Annotated in this window: 18 protein-coding genes and 3 rRNA genes; 5 read left to right on the top strand and 16 right to left on the bottom strand. The window is 33.4% G+C overall.

The window, feature by feature from the left end; translation table 11 throughout:
- Positions 1-526: 526 nt before the first annotated feature.
- The 5 genes from FNZ64_RS05210 to FNZ64_RS14620 all read right to left on the bottom strand — a co-directional run bounded on the left by FNZ64_RS05210 (position 527) and on the right by FNZ64_RS14620 (position 3,803).
- Positions 527-1,483: a GNAT family N-acetyltransferase gene (locus tag FNZ64_RS05210; protein WP_243129187.1), complete on the bottom strand. Its 957-nt coding sequence runs from the start codon at positions 1,481-1,483 to the stop codon at positions 527-529.
- A 19-nt stretch (positions 1,484-1,502) separates the two neighbouring features.
- On the bottom strand, positions 1,503-2,675 hold the full coding sequence (locus FNZ64_RS05205; protein WP_185903677.1) for an MFS transporter: 1,173 nt from the start codon (positions 2,673-2,675) through the stop codon (positions 1,503-1,505).
- A 273-nt stretch (positions 2,676-2,948) separates the two neighbouring features.
- On the bottom strand, positions 2,949-3,143 hold the full coding sequence (locus FNZ64_RS05200; protein WP_142413755.1) for a hypothetical protein: 195 nt from the start codon (positions 3,141-3,143) through the stop codon (positions 2,949-2,951).
- A gap of 119 nt (positions 3,144-3,262) precedes the next feature.
- The gene (locus FNZ64_RS05195; RefSeq protein ID WP_142413754.1) at positions 3,263-3,445 is read right to left on the bottom strand and encodes a hypothetical protein; all 183 of its coding nucleotides are present in this window, start codon (positions 3,443-3,445) and stop codon (positions 3,263-3,265) included.
- Positions 3,446-3,629: 184 nt separating this feature from the next.
- On the bottom strand, positions 3,630-3,803 hold the full coding sequence (locus tag FNZ64_RS14620; RefSeq protein WP_185903676.1) for a hypothetical protein: 174 nt from the start codon (positions 3,801-3,803) through the stop codon (positions 3,630-3,632).
- Positions 3,804-3,997: 194 nt separating this feature from the next.
- Here FNZ64_RS14620 and FNZ64_RS05190 point away from each other — a divergent pair, with 194 nt between their 5' ends.
- A complete protein-coding gene (locus FNZ64_RS05190) occupies positions 3,998-5,272 on the top strand; it encodes a DUF1576 domain-containing protein (protein ID WP_142413753.1) in 1,275 nt (424 codons plus the stop codon).
- A gap of 161 nt (positions 5,273-5,433) precedes the next feature.
- Positions 5,434-5,799 carry a hypothetical protein gene (locus FNZ64_RS05185; protein WP_142413752.1) on the top strand — a complete coding sequence of 122 codons (366 nt, stop codon included), beginning with the start codon at positions 5,434-5,436 and terminating at the stop codon, positions 5,797-5,799.
- Between the two features lie 101 nt (positions 5,800-5,900).
- On the opposite strand, the gene FNZ64_RS05180 is transcribed toward FNZ64_RS05185, so the two are convergent.
- From FNZ64_RS05180 to FNZ64_RS05150, 8 genes are all read right to left on the bottom strand, one after another.
- On the bottom strand, positions 5,901-6,398 hold the full coding sequence (locus FNZ64_RS05180) for an NAD(+) diphosphatase (protein WP_142413751.1): 498 nt from the start codon (positions 6,396-6,398) through the stop codon (positions 5,901-5,903).
- Positions 6,399-6,412: 14 nt separating this feature from the next.
- Positions 6,413-7,111, bottom strand: coding sequence for a DNA/RNA nuclease SfsA (gene sfsA, locus FNZ64_RS05175; protein WP_142413750.1), 699 nt, complete (start codon positions 7,109-7,111; stop codon positions 6,413-6,415).
- Between the two features lie 572 nt (positions 7,112-7,683).
- Positions 7,684-7,800: ribosomal RNA gene (rrf, locus tag FNZ64_RS05170) — 5S ribosomal RNA — on the bottom strand.
- Between the two features lie 263 nt (positions 7,801-8,063).
- Positions 8,064-10,970 (bottom strand): 23S ribosomal RNA (locus FNZ64_RS05165).
- Between the two features lie 242 nt (positions 10,971-11,212).
- A 16S ribosomal RNA gene (locus FNZ64_RS05160) occupies positions 11,213-12,727 on the bottom strand.
- The 16S, 23S and 5S rRNA genes sit together here, the layout of an rRNA operon.
- A 33-nt stretch (positions 12,728-12,760) precedes the next feature.
- The gene (locus FNZ64_RS14615; protein WP_185903666.1) at positions 12,761-12,919 is read right to left on the bottom strand and encodes a hypothetical protein; all 159 of its coding nucleotides are present in this window, start codon (positions 12,917-12,919) and stop codon (positions 12,761-12,763) included.
- 574 nt (positions 12,920-13,493) lie between these two features.
- Entirely contained in the window at positions 13,494-13,748 is a 255-nt protein-coding gene (locus tag FNZ64_RS05155; RefSeq protein ID WP_142413749.1) for a pro-sigmaK processing inhibitor BofA family protein, read from the bottom strand.
- A 155-nt stretch (positions 13,749-13,903) separates the two neighbouring features.
- Positions 13,904-14,161 carry a DUF2508 family protein gene (locus FNZ64_RS05150; protein ID WP_142413748.1) on the bottom strand — a complete coding sequence of 86 codons (258 nt, stop codon included), beginning with the start codon at positions 14,159-14,161 and terminating at the stop codon, positions 13,904-13,906.
- A gap of 279 nt (positions 14,162-14,440) precedes the next feature.
- On the opposite strand from FNZ64_RS05150, the gene FNZ64_RS05145 reads away from it, so the two are divergent.
- From FNZ64_RS05145 to FNZ64_RS05135, 3 genes are all read left to right on the top strand, one after another.
- Positions 14,441-15,685 carry an HlyC/CorC family transporter gene (locus tag FNZ64_RS05145; RefSeq protein WP_142413747.1) on the top strand — a complete coding sequence of 415 codons (1,245 nt, stop codon included), beginning with the start codon at positions 14,441-14,443 and terminating at the stop codon, positions 15,683-15,685.
- 298 nt (positions 15,686-15,983) lie between these two features.
- Entirely contained in the window at positions 15,984-16,685 is a 702-nt protein-coding gene (locus tag FNZ64_RS05140) for a DUF1538 domain-containing protein (RefSeq protein WP_142413746.1), read from the top strand.
- A 139-nt stretch (positions 16,686-16,824) separates the two neighbouring features.
- Positions 16,825-17,136, top strand: coding sequence for a P-II family nitrogen regulator (locus tag FNZ64_RS05135; RefSeq protein ID WP_142413745.1), 312 nt, complete (start codon positions 16,825-16,827; stop codon positions 17,134-17,136).
- Positions 17,137-17,211: 75 nt separating this feature from the next.
- Here the strand turns inward: FNZ64_RS05135 and recR are convergent, their stop codons facing one another.
- The 3 genes from recR to dnaX all read right to left on the bottom strand — a co-directional run bounded on the left by recR (position 17,212) and on the right by dnaX (position 19,974).
- On the bottom strand, positions 17,212-17,808 hold the full coding sequence (gene recR, locus FNZ64_RS05130; RefSeq protein ID WP_142413744.1) for a recombination mediator RecR: 597 nt from the start codon (positions 17,806-17,808) through the stop codon (positions 17,212-17,214).
- Between the two features lie 171 nt (positions 17,809-17,979).
- On the bottom strand, positions 17,980-18,321 hold the full coding sequence (locus FNZ64_RS05125; RefSeq protein ID WP_142413743.1) for a YbaB/EbfC family nucleoid-associated protein: 342 nt from the start codon (positions 18,319-18,321) through the stop codon (positions 17,980-17,982).
- Between the two features lie 24 nt (positions 18,322-18,345).
- Positions 18,346-19,974, bottom strand: a complete 1,629-nt coding sequence (gene dnaX / locus FNZ64_RS05120) for a DNA polymerase III subunit gamma/tau (RefSeq protein WP_142413742.1) — start codon at positions 19,972-19,974, stop codon at positions 18,346-18,348.
- Positions 19,975-20,161: the final 187 nt, after the last annotated feature.

Raw genomic sequence — 20,161 nt, 5'->3', positions numbered from 1 at the left:
TTAATTTGAGTTTATCCACTTGCTCAAGCATTTTACTGACTTGAACTTGTTTCTTTATTTCTTTTCTTTTTCTCAAAAGAATGCGAGTTCTTTTATCTTACTCTGTTTAATTTTCAAAGACCAATTTGTCATATTGTAACGACAATTGTTATTTTATCAAATAAATTGAATGTTGTCAATTACTTTTTTTATTTATTCTCCGTTTTTTTATCTTATGTTTTTTTCCGGAGAACGATTTATATCTTACCATAAACCTAAATCTCTTTTTTAATTATACCCTTATTTAAAGAAAATAAACCCTGTTTTTCTCTTTTTTTTATTTTATTTCTTTATATTTCTTATAAAGATACACTAGGTAAAGTTTCCATTGATATAATATAAAAAAACTATTTACTCTACTTTAAAAGAACATATAACGACTAAACTATATATAATTTAATAAAAAAAAAGCTTAAAGAAGTAAACTGAAAAACATAGGACTTTCAGTTACATAACTCTAAGCTCTCTCTATTTAAAATTTTTCTATTTAAACTTCTTCTCTCCAGTTACAGGTCTTATAAAATGATATATGATCTTTCCATTCTCCATTAATAAACAGATATTTTTCGTTTATACCTAATTCTTTAAACCCACAAGCTTTTAAAACCCCTTGTGATCTTTTATTATCTAATAAAGTAGATGCCTCTATTCTATGCAATTCAAGAACTTCAAACGCATATCTCATTGCAAGTTTTAATGCTTCTTTCATATATCCCTTGCCTTGTTCTAATTCATCTATAGAGTACCCTACTGTACAACTTCTCAATACTCCTAATACTATATTTGAAATTCTGATTTTACCTATTAACACATTATCTTTAAATATACCAAAACTAACCTCTCTACCATTAAGATATGATTTATAAGATTGAATTAAATTATTAACCTGACCAGCTAAAGTAAAATAGCTCTCCTCTCTAGATGGTTCATATGGCTTAAGATATTTTTTATTTCTAAGACAGTACTCTAATACAATCTTATTATCCTCTGGAGTTAATATTCTAAGTTCCACCTTGTCTCCTTTTAGACAAAACTTATTTTTTATTTCCCCTTTTCTAAACATCTCCTGAGTTAATCCAAATAAAAATTCGGATTTGTAATCCTTAATTCCCTTGTATATATTGTCCTTTAAAATTCCTTCAAGTTCAAAGCCCTTTTCTATTATAGGAGAAAAATCAAAATCCTCATTAACTATTAAGTTTATTTTAAATAATTCTCTTTTTAATAAGAATTCCTTTATTAAAACCTCTATACTCTCTAATAAGTGGTCGTAATAATCGTCTACCTTTTTATAAAACTTAAATCTTACAGTTATATTTTTATTTGTTTTATCTAATTCCAATACAAATATTCTTCCTAAACTTATACCTGAACAATCTTTTATTATAAACTCTTTTGAATTATCCTTAACACTTTCTATATTAATTAACTTACTATTCATCATCCTTCAACCGCCTCAAAAATTAAATATTACTTTTTACACTCTTTTTAATAAGTATTTGAGCACATAAAGATATAAATAAACTAAAAGGAATCATAATAAATGCATATCTAGCACCAAAAAACTGATTAAATCCTCCTAGTAAAGAATTAAACACCATATTTACTATAGAAGCTGAAGATATTATTATACCTGTTACATACGAAGAGTCTTTCTTAAATGTTTTGCTGGCACTTAAAACAATAGTAGGGAAACTTATGGCGAAAAACATACCTGACATAGCAATAAACATCAAACCTTTTTCCCCTAAAAAAACTCCTAATAAAAATAATATGAAAGCTATAAATGTAGAATAAATTATAGAACTTATCTCACCTATCTTTTCTACTACAAATCCACCTAGAAGTCTTCCCACTGTAAATAGCGCTGTAAAAATAGATAAATATTTAGTAGCCTCTGCTATAGAAAATTCAAAACTTTTTTCTATGTAATTTACAAACCAACTTAAAGTGCCCCCTTCTGCAAACACATAGAATCCTAAGGCTATTATGTAAAGATACACCAATTTATTTTTAATTAAACTCTCTCCACTATGTTCCTCTTCAACTTTAACTACACTTACTTCAGGAACCTTAATAAAGAAAAAACACACACCCACCAATATATATATAATAGCTACACCTAAATAAATAGTTTTCCAGGAAATATTTCTATTTAATAAATACCCAGCGGATCCAGTACCAATGGTAGCCCCTAGTCCATAAAAAAAGTGCGTAAGATTCATTAGCACCGCTTGAAAACTAACAGCTATAACAGGTACTAAAGTATTTATAGCTATGGCACAAAGAGCTAATGCCCCATTTAATAAAAATGTATCTAGAAACAATAGCATTTTATTATTTGTTACGGAAAATAAACCACAAGCTAAAATACCCATTAATATACCAAGCATAAACACCTTTTTTTGTCCTGCTTTTTTAGATATAAGTCCACCTAAATAAGTAAAAATTATGTACGCAAAAGATCCTACAAATAGCCACACTCCGATTATACTATCATTTATAGCAAAGCTTGTTTTAAATATAGGAATAAATATTCCTTTTATGTTTTCTGCAATAGCATCTAAAACCATAAGTGCAAACATAAATATTATAAGTATCAAATATCTATTATTACTAAGTTTATTTTTAGACAATTCTCTTCCCCCTCTCATACAAGTAATTCTAATTATATCATAAATACTGGGGGTAAATAATCATAAAGTATACATAAGCTCTAATTAATTTATTACAAATATAATTTTAAACTTTAATACCCTTTAATGAATCTTAAAAATCTTATCCGCCGTAAATAGCCACTCTTTACTCTAACTTCAGGAGAAAAAATAGTATTATAATAAGTATTCCTTGTATAAATAAAACCATGTATAAAAGTATGCTTTCTTTCCCTTTTACACATGGTTCTTGTCTTATGTTTGATCTAAAGAAGTTAAAACGCTATCATATAGGTTTTTCTCACACTTATTATTCTTAAGGAATTCGCAGTTTATACAACTTTTAGAATTCTTTTCTCCTATAGAAGATATAAAACCTTCTCCCTTGGATTTATATCCAGGGCAACTATTTGCAACATGCATCATATCTTGAAAACTTCCTGAATTCACTATTTTATCACCTCTATATTAATTATTTTTAGTAGCCACTTTACTTACTATGATCATCTTATACTTAAAATTTCAATGATATACCGACATTATAGAAGAAAAAGCATTCATAAATATGATCATCTTATACTTATGATGTCCCTTATTGCATTAAATGAGTTCTTAGTACATTGACCATTTTTATAGTTTATACATTTTGTACAAGTATTCTTAGCATTAAAGCACTGATTAGTCATGGATAAATTATCTATATATTCACTGCAACTATGACAAATTACTCTGTTTAAATCTTTTCTAAGCATTGTCTACACTCCTAGGTGATCTTTTAGTTGAACATAAAACTATTTAAATTTATTATCTCCTTATATAAGAATTTTAGTCAAAAAAATATCTTAAAATTATATAAAAATTTTAAGATATTTTAAATATATACAGATAGTTTAAATCTCCTATGATTTACATACTTTCTTTAAATATGTGATTTACTTACTTCCTCTCAATATATAAAGGTGATTCAGTTTCCCTACAGTATCTTACTATGATACATTCGCCTAAATTTCTAGGACATTTTAAACACATGCATCCCTCTTCATTTCCTTTACAAGTTTCATTTTCTAATTCAGGACATCCAACACAGTTTTTAGCTAAAATCTTCTTCATTATTATCACCTCTTTTAAACAGCTTGTATATATTTATGTATAAAACTAGATTCTTAAACATTATAAATAAAATTTTTAATTTATGCAATTTTCCCTCTTCCATAAAGAATATGTTTACTGTTATAATGTTAAGTAATTAAGAATACTATTATCTATAGTATATTAAATTCTATTTATAAATAAGGAGGTTCTTAATGGTTCCTAGCACTAAAAGTAGAATATATAAAACTTATTATGTTATGATTTGTTATTTTCTATTCTTTGCCTTTGTAGGGCTTGTTGTAGATAAACCCGAAAAAGTTTTTTTAGGTTTGAAAAATATTATCTTTAATTCTAATATACTTATAACAGATTATGTAGCCCTTGGAGGAGTAGGTGCTGCACTATTTAATGCTAGCATTTTATCTATTATGTTCCTATTTTTATTTATACGCGTAGGAATTAAACCAAATGGCTCAACTATTTCATGTCTTTGGCTAATGTTTGGCTTTGGTTTATTTGGTAAGAACATATTAAACGTGTGGCCCATAGTGTTTGGTGTATGGCTTTATTCTAAATACCAAAAAGAACCTTTTTTAAAATATATACTAATAGCTGGTTTTGGGACAACTCTAGCTCCTACATTAAATGAACTTATTTTTACTGATATATTCCCAATGTACCTCTCCATTCCTTTTGCCCTATGTGTAAATATTTTCATAGGATTTATATTAAGCCCTATTACTTCTAATTGCTTAAAATTACACCAAGGATATAATCTTTATAACACTGGATTCTCTGCTGGACTTATAGGAACAGTACTAATGTCTATCTTTAGGTCTTTTGGAATAAATTTTGAAACGAAACTCTTATGGTCAAAAGGTCATAATCTATTGTTTGGAACTCTCTTAATATCAACCTTTATTTCTTTTATAATTTTAGGATATATTTTTGATAAAGAAGCTTTTAAAAAGTTAAAAAAAATATATAAACAACCTGGAAGACTAGTTAGTGACTTTTATATAATGTTTGGAAGTGGAGCTACCTTTGTAAACATGGGTATTCTCGGAATCGTATATACCCTTTTAATTATAGTTATTAAAGGAGATCTTACAGGTCCAACCATTGGAGGAATATTTACTATTGTAGGATTTGGCGCTTTCGGTAAACACTTAAGAAATGTAATCCCAGTAACTATTGGTGCTTTTCTATCTAGCTTTTTAAATATCTGGGAAATAAATTCTCCAAGTATGTTACTTGCTATACTTTTTAGTACTACTCTAGCACCTATAAGTGGACACTTTGGTCCTATATTAGGAGGAATAGCTGGTTTTATTCATGTCTGTATGGTAATGAATATGGGTTACCTTCATGGTGGTCTAAACCTATATAACAACGGCTTTGCAGGTGGTACTGTAGCTATGATACTAGTTCCTATATTTACAGATTTAAAAAATAGAACTGTAAATTCTGTAGATAACATTAAATAAATTTTCTCAATACTACGTTATATAATTTACAACGTAGTATTATATTATGTAGATAGCATTAACTATTTTTTTATTTATAATAGTTGTTGTATTTGTAGATATATTAAAATATAATATATTTTTGTGAATAAAAATTTTAAGGGGGTGTCACCCATATTTTAATGGGAAAATTAAATATGAAACATACAAATCAAAAAAACATAAAATTAATAAGTGAATTAATGAGTTTTTGCTATTATTATGGTGCAACTAATATTAATATTGATGTGGATCATAAGGATAATAAAGTTGAAATTAATTTAAAAGCTCATATTAAAAATATGCCAGAAGAAGTTCTAATTACCGTTAAGGAAATGCTTTCTTCACCTAGGTCTCGTGAAATAGAAGAGTATTATTGGAACTTAAGTGGTGGTGATGATACTGATTGTGAATTAGTATTAGTTGGTATGATGATTGATTCTGCAAAAGTTGAGTACGATAATGAAAGTAAAATTTTAAAATTCAACCTCATTAGAAAACTAAAATAAATCAAAAGGCTTAGAGTTTAAACTTAATATCTCAAAGCCTTATTTTTTTATATCTTTATACTGTTATATCTCTTAATATATTTTTATATGTTTTTATATGTTTATTTACTACTCACTTTTTCTAATGCTTTTCTAATAACATTTTTTCCAATACAGTCTTCTTCCATATAATCTATTGCATTTTCTAACTTTCTCCAAGAGGCAGATCCTACTTCCCTAGAAGTGGTAATCTCACCGCCTTCATAAAAAGCTATAAAAGTAAGCATTAGTAATTCTTTATTTTCTATATATTGACTTCCTAAATATTCAATATCTCTTACTTTAATTCCTGTTTCCTCTTCAACCTCTCTATAAACTGTATCCTCCACAGTTTCACTTTGAGATACATATCCTGATACTAAAACCTCTGAATTTTCATATATGTAATCTTGTTTTAAAAGAAGTACTTCATCATCCTTAATTACAGCAACTACAACACAAGGTTTAGGTATATCAAAAAACAAAAGCTCATCCCTTTTACAATAAGGAACATAACCTTCATCCCAGCTATATTTTTCAACTAACTCACTTCCACAAATAGGACAAAATTTATACTTCAAAGTAATAGGCCTCCTTAACTAAATAAAATGGTTGTAACTTTATTAGATAAGGTTATAAAATCTTTGCCTAAGTCGCACTGGTAAGCAAAAATTTCAACACCATTATCCCTTGCAAATCTAAGAGCCTCACCAAATTCCTTATCCATTTCATCATTAGGGCTAAAGGATATTACATTATCCATTTGAATTAAAAATAAGACTCCAGCTCCTCTGCCACTTTTCTTAACTTCTACAAGTTCTAATAAATGTTTACGCCCTCTTTCTGTAGGTGCATCTGGAAACCTTGTAGCCCCTTTGTCTTCTAATGTTACCCCTTTAACTTCTAGGTAATATTCATATCCTTCAGAATTAGATAACTTAAAATCAAATCTACTATTTCCAAAAGTTTTTTCCCTCTTTATAGTATTAAAATTTTTAAGCTCTGGTATTCTTCCATTTTTTAATGCCTCTTCTACAACTTTGTTTGGGATTTGTGAGTCTATATTAATAAGTTTATCATCCTTATATCCAGCTATTAAATCGTATGGTGTTTTTCTATTTGGAGTTACACCTTCTCTTAAAAGAACTTTGGTGCCTGGAATTAAAATTTCTTTACATCTACCTGTGTTAGGAACATGTACCATTAATTCTTCCCCATTAAGTTTAATATATGCCTGAAATCTATTAGGTCTTTTTATAAATTCTGCTTCAACAATTTTCTCTTTAAACTTCATATAAAGTGTGTTATAGAAAACTTATAAAGATTTATTCTATATATAAATTTGTGTTTTAAAATTTATCTTATAAACTTTTATCTTTCTAGTTTTCTTCTAACTTCTCCCTTCTTTATTGATTTGATTTTTATATTTTCTACTTTAATCTATTTTAATATATCTTTAATATATCTTTAATCTATATTATTTAATAAGTACCATACTAATATTCTACTTCAAATCAAGTAAGTTATCCAGGTAAGTTATGCACAAATAATATTTAAAGTTATTAACAATGTTAATAAAAATCAGATTACACTGTTGATAACTTTAAATATAACTATACCTTTATATATAATTTTAAATTATACACAGAGTTCTTTGCCCTTTGAAGAAAAGCAGAGATTCTAAATCTTCGATTTTCTAGGAATCACTTTCACAGAGTGCGATTGGAGTATTACAGCAGATAATCCTGGAATAAAAAGTTATCAACAATAAATACACTTAATTTAAAATAAGATTAGGGTATTAGAATAGTTATTCTGTGAATAACAAAAAACCTTGTTGAATAAATTCAACAAGGTTTTTTTCTTACCTGGCGACGTCTTACTCTCCCACAGGGCTTCCCCTGCAGTACCATCAGCGCTATAAAGCTTAACTTGCCTGTTCGGTATGGGAAGGAGTGTTACCTTTACGCCATTGCCACCAGATGCTGATTTACAGAAATCTGTGATTTCGTTTTAAATCATTACTCATCAGCTTCGCTGAGGAGTTTCCTTAGAAAAAATTGTTCTTTATAAGAACTATTCTCTCAAAATTGCACAATGAATATTATTTGGTCAAGTCCTCGACTTATTAGTATGAGTCAGCTACACATGTTACCATGCTTCCACCTCTCACCTATCAACCTTGTGTTCTTCAAGGAGTCTTACTGACTNGAGATGTTCTCTCAAAATTGCACAATGAATATTATTTGGTCAAGTCCTCGACTTATTAGTATGAGTCAGCTACACATGTTACCATGCTTCCACCTCTCACCTATCAACCTTGTGTTCTTCAAGGAGTCTTACTGACTTAAAGTCATGGGAAATCTTATCTTGAGGTAGGCTTCACACTTAGATGCTTTCAGTGTTTATCCTGTCCCGACATAGCTACCCAGCTGTGCCACTGGCGTGACAACTGGTGCACCAGAGGTCAGTCCATCCCGGTCCTCTCGTACTAAGGACAGCTCCTCTCAAATTTCCTGCGCCCGCAGCGGATAGGGACCGAACTGTCTCACGACGTTCTGAACCCAGCTCGCGTGCCGCTTTAATGGGCGAACAGCCCAACCCTTGGAACCGACTTCAGCTCCAGGATGCGACGAGCCGACATCGAGGTGCCAAACCTCCCCGTCGATGTGGACTCTTGGGGGAGATCAGCCTGTTATCCCCGAGGTAGCTTTTATCCGTTAAGCGATGGCCCTCCCACGAGGTACCACCGGATCACTAAGCCCGACTTTCGTCCCTGCTCCACCTGTATGTGTTGCAGTCAGGCTCCCTTCTGCCTTTGCACTCTTCGCGCGATTTCCGACCGCGCTGAGGGAACCTTTGGGCGCCTCCGTTACACTTTCGGAGGCGACCGCCCCAGTCAAACTGCCCACCTAACAATGTCCGACGACCAGTTTCATGGCCCTTCGTTAGAACTCCAGTACTGTCAGGGTGGTATCCCAAGGACGACTCCATACCCCCTGACGAGGGTATCTCCAAGTCTCCCACCTATCCTGTACAGACAATACCGAAGTTCAATGTTAAGTTGCAGTAAAGCTCTACGGGGTCTTTCCGTCCAACTGCGGGTAGCAAGCATCTTCACTTGCACTACAATTTCACCGGATTTGTTGTTGAGACAGTGCCCAGATCATTACGCCATTCGTGCGGGTCGGAACTTACCCGACAAGGAATTTCGCTACCTTAGGCCCGTTATGGTTACGGCCGCCGTTTACTGGGGCTTAAGTTCACTGCTTCGCTTGCGCTAACAGATCCCCTTAACCTTCCAGCACCGGGCAGGCGTCAGCCCCTATACATCAGCTTACGCTTTAGCAGAGACCTGTGTTTTTGTTAAACAGTTGCCTGGGCCTATTCACTGCGGCCTAGCTTTCGCTAGGCACCCCTTCTCCCGAAGTTACGGGGTCAATTTGCCGAGTTCCTTAACAACAATTCTTCCGTCGGCCTTAGGATTCTCTCCTCACCTACCTGTGTCGGTTTGCGGTACGGGCACCAAACTTCTCCATAGAGGCTTTTCTTGGCAGCGTGGAATCAGATACTTCGCGAATAAATTCGCTCCCCATCACACCTCAGCATTAACTAGACGGATTTGCCTATCTAGTCTGCCTAAATGCTTAGACATACAATCCAATAGTATGCACATCTTATCCTTCTGCGTCACCCCATTTGTCAAACGAAGTTTGGCGGTATCGGAATATCAACCGATTGTCCATCGCCTACGCTCTTCAGCCTGGGCTTAGGTCCCGACTAACCCTGAGAGGACGAGCCTTCCTCAGGAAACCTTAGGTATTCGGCCAATAGGATTCTCACCTATTTCTCGCTACTCATGCCAACATTCTCACTTCTGCACTGTCCACCGCTCCTTACGGTACAGCTTCAACCTGTGCAGAAAGCTCCTCTACCATGTACTACGTACATCCATAGCTTCGGTGGTAAGTTTTAGCCCCGAACATTTTCGGCGCGGGATCTCTTGACTAGTGAGCTATTACGCACTCTTTAAATGAGTGGCTGCTTCTAAGCCAACATCCTAGTTGTCTTAGAAATCCCACATCCTTTACCACTTAACTTACACTTTGGGACCTTAGCTGATGGTCTGGGCTCTTTCCCTTTTGACTACGGATCTTATCATTCGCAGTCTGACTGCCAGGATAAAAGTATATGGCATTCGGAGTTTGATAGAGTTCGGTAAGCGGTGAAGCCCCCTAGCTCATTCAGTGCTCTACCTCCATTACTCAATTACCTGACGCTAGCCCTAAAGCTATTTCGAGGAGAACCAGCTATCTCCGAGTTCGATTGGAATTTCTCCGCTATCCACAGCTCATCCCATGGTTTTTCAACACCAACGTGGTTCGGACCTCCACGGAATTTTACTTCCGCTTCATCCTGGCCATGGATAGGTCACCCGGTTTCGGGTCTACGACATGCAACTAAAGCGCCCTATTCAGACTTGGTTTCCCTTCGGCTCCACACCTTAAGTGCTTAACCTTGCTACATATCGTAACTCGTTGGCCCGTTCTACAAAAAGTACGCCGTCACACATATAAAGTGCTCCGACCGATTGTAGGCACACGGTTTCAGGTTCTATTTCACTCCCCTCCCGGGGTTCTTTTCACCTTTCCCTCACGGTACTTCTTCACTATCGGTCACCAGGTAGTATTTAGCCTTGGGAGGTGGTCCTCCCTGCTTCCCACAAGGTTTCACGTGTCTCGTGGTACTCTGGATCAGATCTTTGGTCTTCTTGTTTTGTCTACAGCACTATTGCCTTCTGTGGTGAAGAGTTCCAGCTTACTTAGACTGAAACAGCCTCCACGTTATGATCTGTCCGCAACCCCAGAAACAAGTTTCTGGTTTGGGCTCTTTCCCGTTCGCTCGCCGCTACTTAGGAAATCGATTTTTCTTTCTCTTCCTCCGGGTACTTAGATGTTTCAGTTCCCCGGGTTTACCTTTCTGAACCTATGTATTCAGTTCAGAATATACACTGTTTAGTGTATGAGTTTCCTCATTCGGAAATCTGTGGATCACAGCCTATGTGCGGCTACCCACAGCTTATCGCAGCTTATCACGTCCTTCATCGGCTCCTGGTGCCAAGGCATTCGCCATGCGCCCTTTCTAACTTGACCTATCATGAGTAACTAAAGTTTACATTTTTCAGTAAAATATAGTTATTATAATTATTATTCATTGTGCAATTTTCAAAGAACAAAGTAGTTAACTTAACATCCTTAGATTATTTTAATCTTTTAGACGTTAGTCTTTTCTCCCTTTGGAGATTCTACTTATTTGAAGGAATTTTGGTCCTTCAAAATTAAACAGAGTAAGTGCTCGCTACGAAAAGATCGTAATCTTTTCGAATTCTCCTTAGAAAGGAGGTGATCCAGCCGCAGGTTCTCCTACGGCTACCTTGTTACGACTTCACCCCAATCATCGATCCCACCTTCGGCCGCTGGCTCCAAAAGGTTACCTCACGGACTTCGGGTGTTACCAACTCTCATGGTGTGACGGGCGGTGTGTACAAGGCCCGGGAACGCATTCACCGCGACATTCTGATTCGCGATTACTAGTAACTCCAGCTTCATGTAGGCGAGTTGCAGCCTACAATCCGAACTGAGATCGGCTTTGTGAGATTTGCTCCACCTCACGATCTTGCATCTCTCTGTACCGACCATTGTAGCACGTGTGTAGCCCTGGACATAAGGGGCATGATGATTTGACGTCATCCCCACCTTCCTCCTGGTTACCCAGGCAGTCTTGCTAGAGTGCTCAACTTAATGGTAGCAACTAACAATAAGGGTTGCGCTCGTTGCGGGACTTAACCCAACATCTCACGACACGAGCTGACGACAACCATGCACCACCTGTCTCCAAGTTCCCCGAAGGGCACTCCCATGTTTCCACGGGATTCTTGGGATGTCAAGCCCAGGTAAGGTTCTTCGCGTTGCTTCGAATTAAACCACATGCTCCGCTACTTGTGCGGGCCCCCGTCAATTCCTTTGAGTTTTAATCTTGCGATCGTACTCCCCAGGCGGGGTACTTAATGTGTTAACTGCGGCACCGAGGTAACGAAACCCCGACACCTAGTACCCATCGTTTACGGCGTGGACTACCAGGGTATCTAATCCTGTTTGCTACCCACGCTTTCATGCCTCAGCGTCAGTTACAGTCCAGAAAGCCGCCTTCGCCACTGGTGTTCTTCCTAATCTCTACGCATTTCACCGCTACACTAGGAATTCCGCTTTCCTCTCCTGCACTCTAGATACCCAGTTTGGAATGCAGCACCGGGGTTAAGCCCCGGGATTTCACATCCCACTTAAGTATCCGCCTACGCATGCTTTACGCCCAGTAAATCCGGACAACGCTTGCCACCTACGTATTACCGCGGCTGCTGGCACGTAGTTAGCCGTGGCTTCCTCCTTAGGTACCGTCATTATCGTCCCTAAAGACAGAGCTTTACAATCCGAAGACCTTCATCACTCACGCGGCGTTGCTGCGTCAGAGTTTCCTCCATTGCGCAATATTCCCCACTGCTGCCTCCCGTAGGAGTCTGGGCCGTGTCTCAGTCCCAATGTGGCCGATCACCCTCTCAGGTCGGCTACGCATCGTCGCCTTGGTGAGCCGTTACCTCACCAACTAGCTAATGCGCCGCGGGTCCATCTCAAAGCGGATTGCTCCTTTAATCTTTCTATCATGCAATAAAAAGATATTATGCGGTATTAATCTTCCTTTCGAAAGGCTATCCCCCACTTTGAGGCAGGTTACCCACGTGTTACTCACCCGTCCGCCGCTAATCCGTTCCCCGAAGGGAACTTCATCGCTCGACTTGCATGTGTTAAGCACGCCGCCAGCGTTCGTCCTGAGCCAGGATCAAACTCTCAATTTAAGATGATACTAGAAACTTGTTTCGTGTAGCATCTTACTCATCAGCGCTAGCTGAGGAGTTTCCTTTTAGCTTATTTACATAAACTATAAAGGTTTTAGCTATACAAACCAGTTTTCTTAATTTGAGTTTATCCACTTGCTCAAGCATTTTACTGACTTGAACTTGTTTCTTTATTTCTTTTCTTTTTCTCAAAAGAATGCGAGTTCTTTTATCTTACTCTGTTTAATTTTCAAAGACCAATTTCTTTAATTTTTGTCACTCTCTTCAAGCGACTTAATCAGTATATCAAACTGATTTTTATTTGTCAACAACTTTTTTTAAGTTGTTATTTTGTGTTACGTTTGTTCTCTGTGGAACGTTTTTAATTATATCATCATAAAAGTTATAATTACATCCCCTATATGCCATATAATTATATTAACTCTCTATAGCTTTTATTTTCTATTTATATCCTTTATATTTAACATATTGACACACTAGGGTATGTTATCCTTGAATATGCATTCTATACATGCTTTTCCTAATGTTATTTATAGATTAATTATACTTACTGTATATAAGATATAAGGATAATTATAAGTGTTTTTTCAATATTGATATTTAAAATAATATATTTATATATAATATATTACTATGTGCTTATTATGTATTGATATATGTTTATTAGGTTTTTCTACAGTAATATTAAAAGGCTCATAAGCCTTATGAAGAAATTAGGTTTTTGAGCCTTTATACTTTGTATTAATTAAATTTGTAAAAATCTACTCTAAAAAAACTTATTAACGATTATTAAAAAAATAACACCAGGAACCCCGAAAAATCCAGCTATTAAACAGCTTAAGTTATTAATAGGTATATATATTCCTAATCCCTTCCCTAAGGAGTTCATAAGAAAAAGTAGTATATATCCCAAAAATCCATTGATTAATAACTTTATTAAGACTTTAAATGGCCAAGCAAATATCTTAACTATTAAAATCAAAGCCAGGATTGAAACTATAAGATAGGCTATATATGACATACTGATCCCCCCAATAATATTATTTTTTTATATTATACTATAAACTATAGTATTTTTCATATTGGACATTCTAAAATCAATATCTAATATACTATTTATACCCTAAATAGTACATATGATTTTTCATAAAACCCCACTAAACATTTTATTTACCTTTAGCCTATCATATAAAACCAATCTATGGTTATATCCTCAGCCTTAGCCTTTGATAAGTAATACATAAATTTTGACTTTGCTGCATCTTCTTTATGTATGGCATAATCAACTAAATCAGGTTCGCTTACATACTGAAAAAACCTACTTGCTGAATGCCATTCTTCCCTAGCTTCTTCTAGAGAGTAGATTATTTCCATCTGCTCATCTGTATACCTTACATTTTTAAATAATAATTCAAGTACTTCTTTCTTGTCCATAGCTTTCCCTCCTAATTTTCTTAAGGTTTCATATATATTTTTTTATTTATAGTTCCCCTATTTATTATCTAAAGTATTGCCTTATTATTCTATTTATAAACATATTTAATTTAATTTTTGTTATAAATATCCTTTATCTGTTTTATTATATTAGTATGATATTTATTTTATATTTATGTATATAATAAATATGTGTATACTAAATATGAATATATTGTGGTAAGAGCAATTTATGATATAATCAATTTAATTTGTATATGATTTTGGAGGAAGAATACTTTGGATACAGAAATACTTTTACAATTTTTCACTTTAATAATTCTTTTAACTTTGTCTAGCTTTTTCTCATCATCTGAAACTGCATTGATGTCTTTAAGTAAAATCAGAGTTAGATATATGATGGATGAAGGAATAAAAAATGCATATTATATAAATAAACTTATAGAAAATCCAAGTAAAATGTTAAGTACCATATTAATTGGAAATAACATAGCAAATATAGGCGCTTCAGCTTTAGCTACTTCTATAGCAATTAATCTTTGGGGGAATACTGGTGTTGGAATTGCAACAGGTATAATGACCGTACTTGTAATTATTTTTGGTGAAATAACCCCAAAATCTTTAGCTGCTGAAAACTCTGAAAGGGTTGCTTTAAGAGTTGCAAAGCCTATATATGCCCTGACTCTTATTTTAAATCCCTTAATTAAAGTTTTAATGTATCTGACCAATATATTTCTAAAACTACTAGGGGTAAAAAATACTGATAATCTTCCTTCTATTACAGAAGAAGAACTTAAAAGTATGGTTAATGTAAGCCAGGAAGAAGGGGTTTTAGAAGTAGAAGAAAAAGAAATGATATATAATGTTTTTCAATTTGGAGATTCACAAATAAAAGATGTTATGGTTCCTAGAACAGACATGATTTCTGCAGATGTTACTTCAAGTTATGATGAACTTATAACTATGTTTAAAAATGAGCAATTTTCAAGAATTCCTATATATGAAGATAGTTATGATAATATTATTGGTATTTTATACGTTAAAGATCTAATGTTTGCTGATGTAAAAACAGATAATTTTAATATTAAGGATTATATGAGAGAGCCTTATTTTACATATGAATTTAAAAATACTTCAGATTTATTTGCAGAAATGCGTAAAGAGAAAATACATATTTCCATTGTCTTAGATGAGTATGGCGGCACTGCAGGCATTGTTACCATAGAGGATTTAATTGAGGAAATAGTAGGTGAGATTGAAGATGAATATGATAAGGAAGAACGTGAAATTCAAAAGATTAAAGATAATGAATATCTAGTATATGGTAAAACTAAAATTTCCGATGTAAATGAAGTCTTTGGAACAGAAATACAGTGTAGAAATTTTGATTCCATAGGTGGATTTATTATCGATACCCTTGGTAAAATCCCTGAAAAAGGTGAAGAGATAAAATATGAAAATATAACGATACTAATAGAAGAAGTAAATAAAAACCGTATAGAAAAAATAAGAGTATTTTTGTAAAATCCTTACTCATTATAGTTATTACACTCCCTTGCCCTGTGGTAAGGGTTTTTTTATTGATTATATAAGTTATAATTACTAAATTAAAATCATATGTTATTTAATTGAGAAGTTTATTTTAAGATTTTATTAATATATTGATTGCCTCATATCAATATGTTACCATAATAATATACCATAATTAAAGTAAACCTAAGGTATTCAATTATAATCTTTTATAATTGTATTTATTGAATTTATTTGAATTAACTTGAATAAATTCTCTACTTGAAAAAATCAAAAAGGAGAGTGATAGTTAGTGGGTTTTTTAAGCTTACTAAAAAACATTGCATCCTCTGCAAGGGATATTCTTCCCATAACATCATTTCTAATTATATTTCAGGTTTTTGTTTTAAAAGCTCCTATTGATAATCCTAAGTCCATAGCTTTTGGATTATTTTTAAGTACAATTGGTCTATATTTTTTTGTACAAGGTTTAAACATTGCCTTAATTCCACTTGGTAAATCCGTTGGATATAACCTTCCAAAACTAGATAATAAAATTCTAGTAGTGTTTTTTGGTTTTATAGTAGGCTATGGTGCCACTTTAGCAGAACCCGCCCTTACATCTTTAGGAACCCAAATTGAAGAAATTTCTTCTGGTGTTATGACAAATCGAATGTTTTCACATACCGTATCTCTAGGTGCTGGTTTTGGTATGTCCATTGGTATGTTAAAAATACTATACAAAGTACCTTCCACTTATGCGATAATACCTATGATAGCAATAGTAGGTATCCTTGGTTTCTTTGCTCCTGAAAGAATTACAGGAGTAGCCTTTGATGCTGCAGGCGTTACAACAGGTCCTGTAACAGTGCCTTTAAATATGGCTCTTGCCATAGGTCTTTCAACAGTAATAGGAGGTAGTGATCCCCTAATAGATGGTTTTGGACTCATAGCTCTTTCATGTTTAGGAACCATTCTAGCTGTTTTGATTCTAGGAATAGTAATACAGTTTTAATTCAAATAGTAATCTTTTAATAAGTAATAATGTTGTTTTATTTATGAATAATTTTTCTTTGTTTATAAATAACATTGTTTTATTTAAGGTATTTGCATAATACAAGCACTAGTATATCCACTGTAAGGAGGTAACAAGATTGTTGGATGTAGAAGCTATCATAATAATTGTTGATAGGGGAAAAGCTGATAAGGTAGTTAAAGTAGCTAAAAATCATGGCGCTAATGGTGCCACTATTTTCTATGGTAGGGGTACTGGAAGTTCTGAAGCTAAGCATTTCTTTAATATAGAAGTAGATTCTTGTAAGGAAATTATAATAATACTATCCCCTAAAGATAAAGTAAATCCTATAATGGATGCAATATCTAAAGCAAAAGACTTGGACAAACCTGGTAAAGGTATAATTTTCAGTTTCCCTATATCAAGACTAATTGGACTAAATAATGTATAAGATAAGATAATAAAATAAATAAACACTCAAGGGTTTATTTATATCCTTTGAGTGTTTATTTTTTATTTTTATTGTCTATATCTCTTTTCTTCCTTCAAGTGCTTTTGAAAGAGTTACTTCATCTGCATATTCAAGGTCTCCTCCAACTGGTACACCATGAGCTATTCTTGTAACTTTAGCTCCTAGAGGTTTTAATATCTTTGATATATACATAGCTGTAGCTTCTCCTTCTATGTTAGGATTAGTTGCAACTATAACTTCTTTTACTTCTCCATTTATTCTTCGGATAAGTTCCCTTAGTTTAATATCCTCAGGTCCTCTACCAGCCATAGGAGATATGGTTCCATGAAGCACGTGATATACACCATTAAATTCTTTTACTTTTTCAACGGTTATAATATCTTTTGGGTTTTCAACAACACATATTAAGCTCCTATCCCTATTTGGATTTGAGCATATTGCACAAGGATCCTTATCTGTATAGTTTCCACATATGGAACAATATTTTATGGTTCCTCTAGCCCTTATTAAGGCATTTGCAAACCCTTCCACCTCATCTTTAGGCAGATTAAGCACATGTAAGGTAAGCCTTTGAGCTGTTTTTCGACCTATATTAGGTAGCTTTGCAAACTCTTCAATTAGCTTTTCTACTGCAACGGGATAAAAATCCATAAACTCACCTCACATCTCTATTTTATTAAAAATTCTTGTTGGACATTTTGTTCATATGGTGTTACTCAATCTTCCATGAACATTTATCCTAACTAAGTCTATATTTTTTATTAAAACTTCTTGTTAGACATTTGTCCATATGAGGATTACGCAATCACCTATGAGCAAATTTTAGAACATACCTGGTAGGTTCATGCCCCCTGTTAATTTACCCATTTCTTTTGCTGTTTCTTCTTCTGCCTTTTTTAAAGCTTCATTTACAGCTGTAATAACTAGGTCTTGTAGCATTTCAACGTCATCTGGGTCAACTACATCTTCTTTAATTTTTATATCTACTATTTGTCTTTTTCCATTAGCAACAGCTATAACAGCGCCTCCTCCAACAGAAACTTCAAAGTTTTTATTTTCTAGATCACCTTGCATTTTTTCCATTTGTTGTTGAAGCTTTTGTGCCTGCTTTAATAAGTTATTCATATTTCCTCCCATACCACCTGGGAATCCACCTCTTGCCATAATAATACCTCCTAATTATTCAATTTATTCAATAATTTCTACTTTATCTACACCAAAGGTTTTGTTTAATAACTCCTCTGGAATTATTTCTTCACTTGATTTAACTATATTATACTTTAATTTTACCTTTTCTTTTAGTGCTTCTGAAAAAATATGCTCTGCTTTGCTCTTATAAGGTTCTTGTTCTAACCTTTTTTTATTGAAAGCATAATCTTCCTCATAACTAATATAAATTACTCCATTTTTAAAGTCTGTAACCCTTCCTGTAGCTAAAGATGCAAATATTATCATTTCACGTCTAGCTTTTAAAATTCCTAAAACGTCATTCCAACACATTTTAACCTTATCTAAAGTTAGATTAGATTCATGATCTTCATTATCCTCTTCTTCAGGAATTTCTTCTTTTTCAATGGCTGCTGTACTAATTTTAGAAGTTTCTATATTTTCTTTTTGGTTATTAATATCTATATTATTATCTTTATTAGATTTTATGTTTATTGTTCCTTCTTTTATAGCTTTTTCAATTTTATTTATTCTAGATAATATTATTTCCTTTGATGTATCATATTCTATTTTTATCATTTTTATCATAGCAAGTTCTAAAAAAATTCTACTTTGTCTACTCCATTTACACTGTTCTTCTGTTTCTTGAAGTATTCTAATATATCTCATTATCTCTTCAATCCTAAGTTTTGAAGCCTGGTATTTTAATGTTTCTATATTTTCTGTAGACATATCAAGAACATCTTCTGGTTTATCTGTTATTTTAACCATCATTAAATTTCTCATATGTAAAGTCATGTCTTTTACAAAATTGTATATATCTTTTCCACTTAAAACTATATCATCTAATATTTTTATAGAACTATCTATTTCTTTATCTATTATACTGTCTACAAGCTTTATAAGATTTTCATTAGTTACAAGGCCTAAGACATCTACAACACTGTCATAATCAATCTTATGATTTCCCATAGATATAACTTGGTCTAAAATACTAAGGGCATCTCTCATAGCTCCGTCGCACATTCTTGAAACTAATTTAAGACTTTTATCATCTGCAAGTATTCCAAGATCATCAACTATGGTTCTAAGTCTTCCAAATATATCTTCGCTTTTAATTCTCTTAAAGTCAAAACGTTGACATCTTGAAAGTATAGTTATTGGAAGCTTTTGCGGATCTGTAGTTGCCAATATAAATACAACATTGGCAGGGGGTTCTTCTAAAGTCTTTAAAAAAGCATTTACAGCACTAATAGACAGCATATGAACCTCATCCACAATATAAACCTTATACTTAGCTTCACTTGGTGGATACTGAACATCTTCTATAATATCTCTTATGTGCTCTACCTTATTATGCGATGCTGCATCTAATTCCACTACATCAATAGCTGAACTTGAGTTTACTTTTTTACACATATCGCACTTATTACAAGGTTCTCCCTCTTCTGGGCTAAGGCAGTTTATGGCCTTTGCAAGAATTTTTGCTGTAGATGTTTTTCCTGTACCCCTTGTTCCACAAAGCAAATAAGCATGTGCTATTCTACCATTTTTTATTTGATTTTTCAATGTTACAGTTACATGGTGTTGACCCACAACATCTTTAAAACTTCTAGGTCTCCACTCTCTATAAAGTGCAGTATAAGCCAAAAAATTCACCTCTTTTTAGCGTATGTCGTATAATCATACATATATAATTATAGTATATCCTAAAGAAAATTTCTAATTTTTATTTTTTACTCTATTATGTTCTACATAATAATTTTTAATTAATGAATTCATATTGCAAAATCTATAGTATTGTTTAATTATTCTAATCTTATTTTAACATATAAAA

Origin of the sequence: Hathewaya massiliensis (genome assembly GCF_902143515.1) — a bacterium.
GTDB lineage: Bacteria > Bacillota > Clostridia > Clostridiales > Clostridiaceae > Hathewaya > Hathewaya massiliensis.
This window is presented reverse-complemented; position numbering and strand designations above follow the sequence as displayed.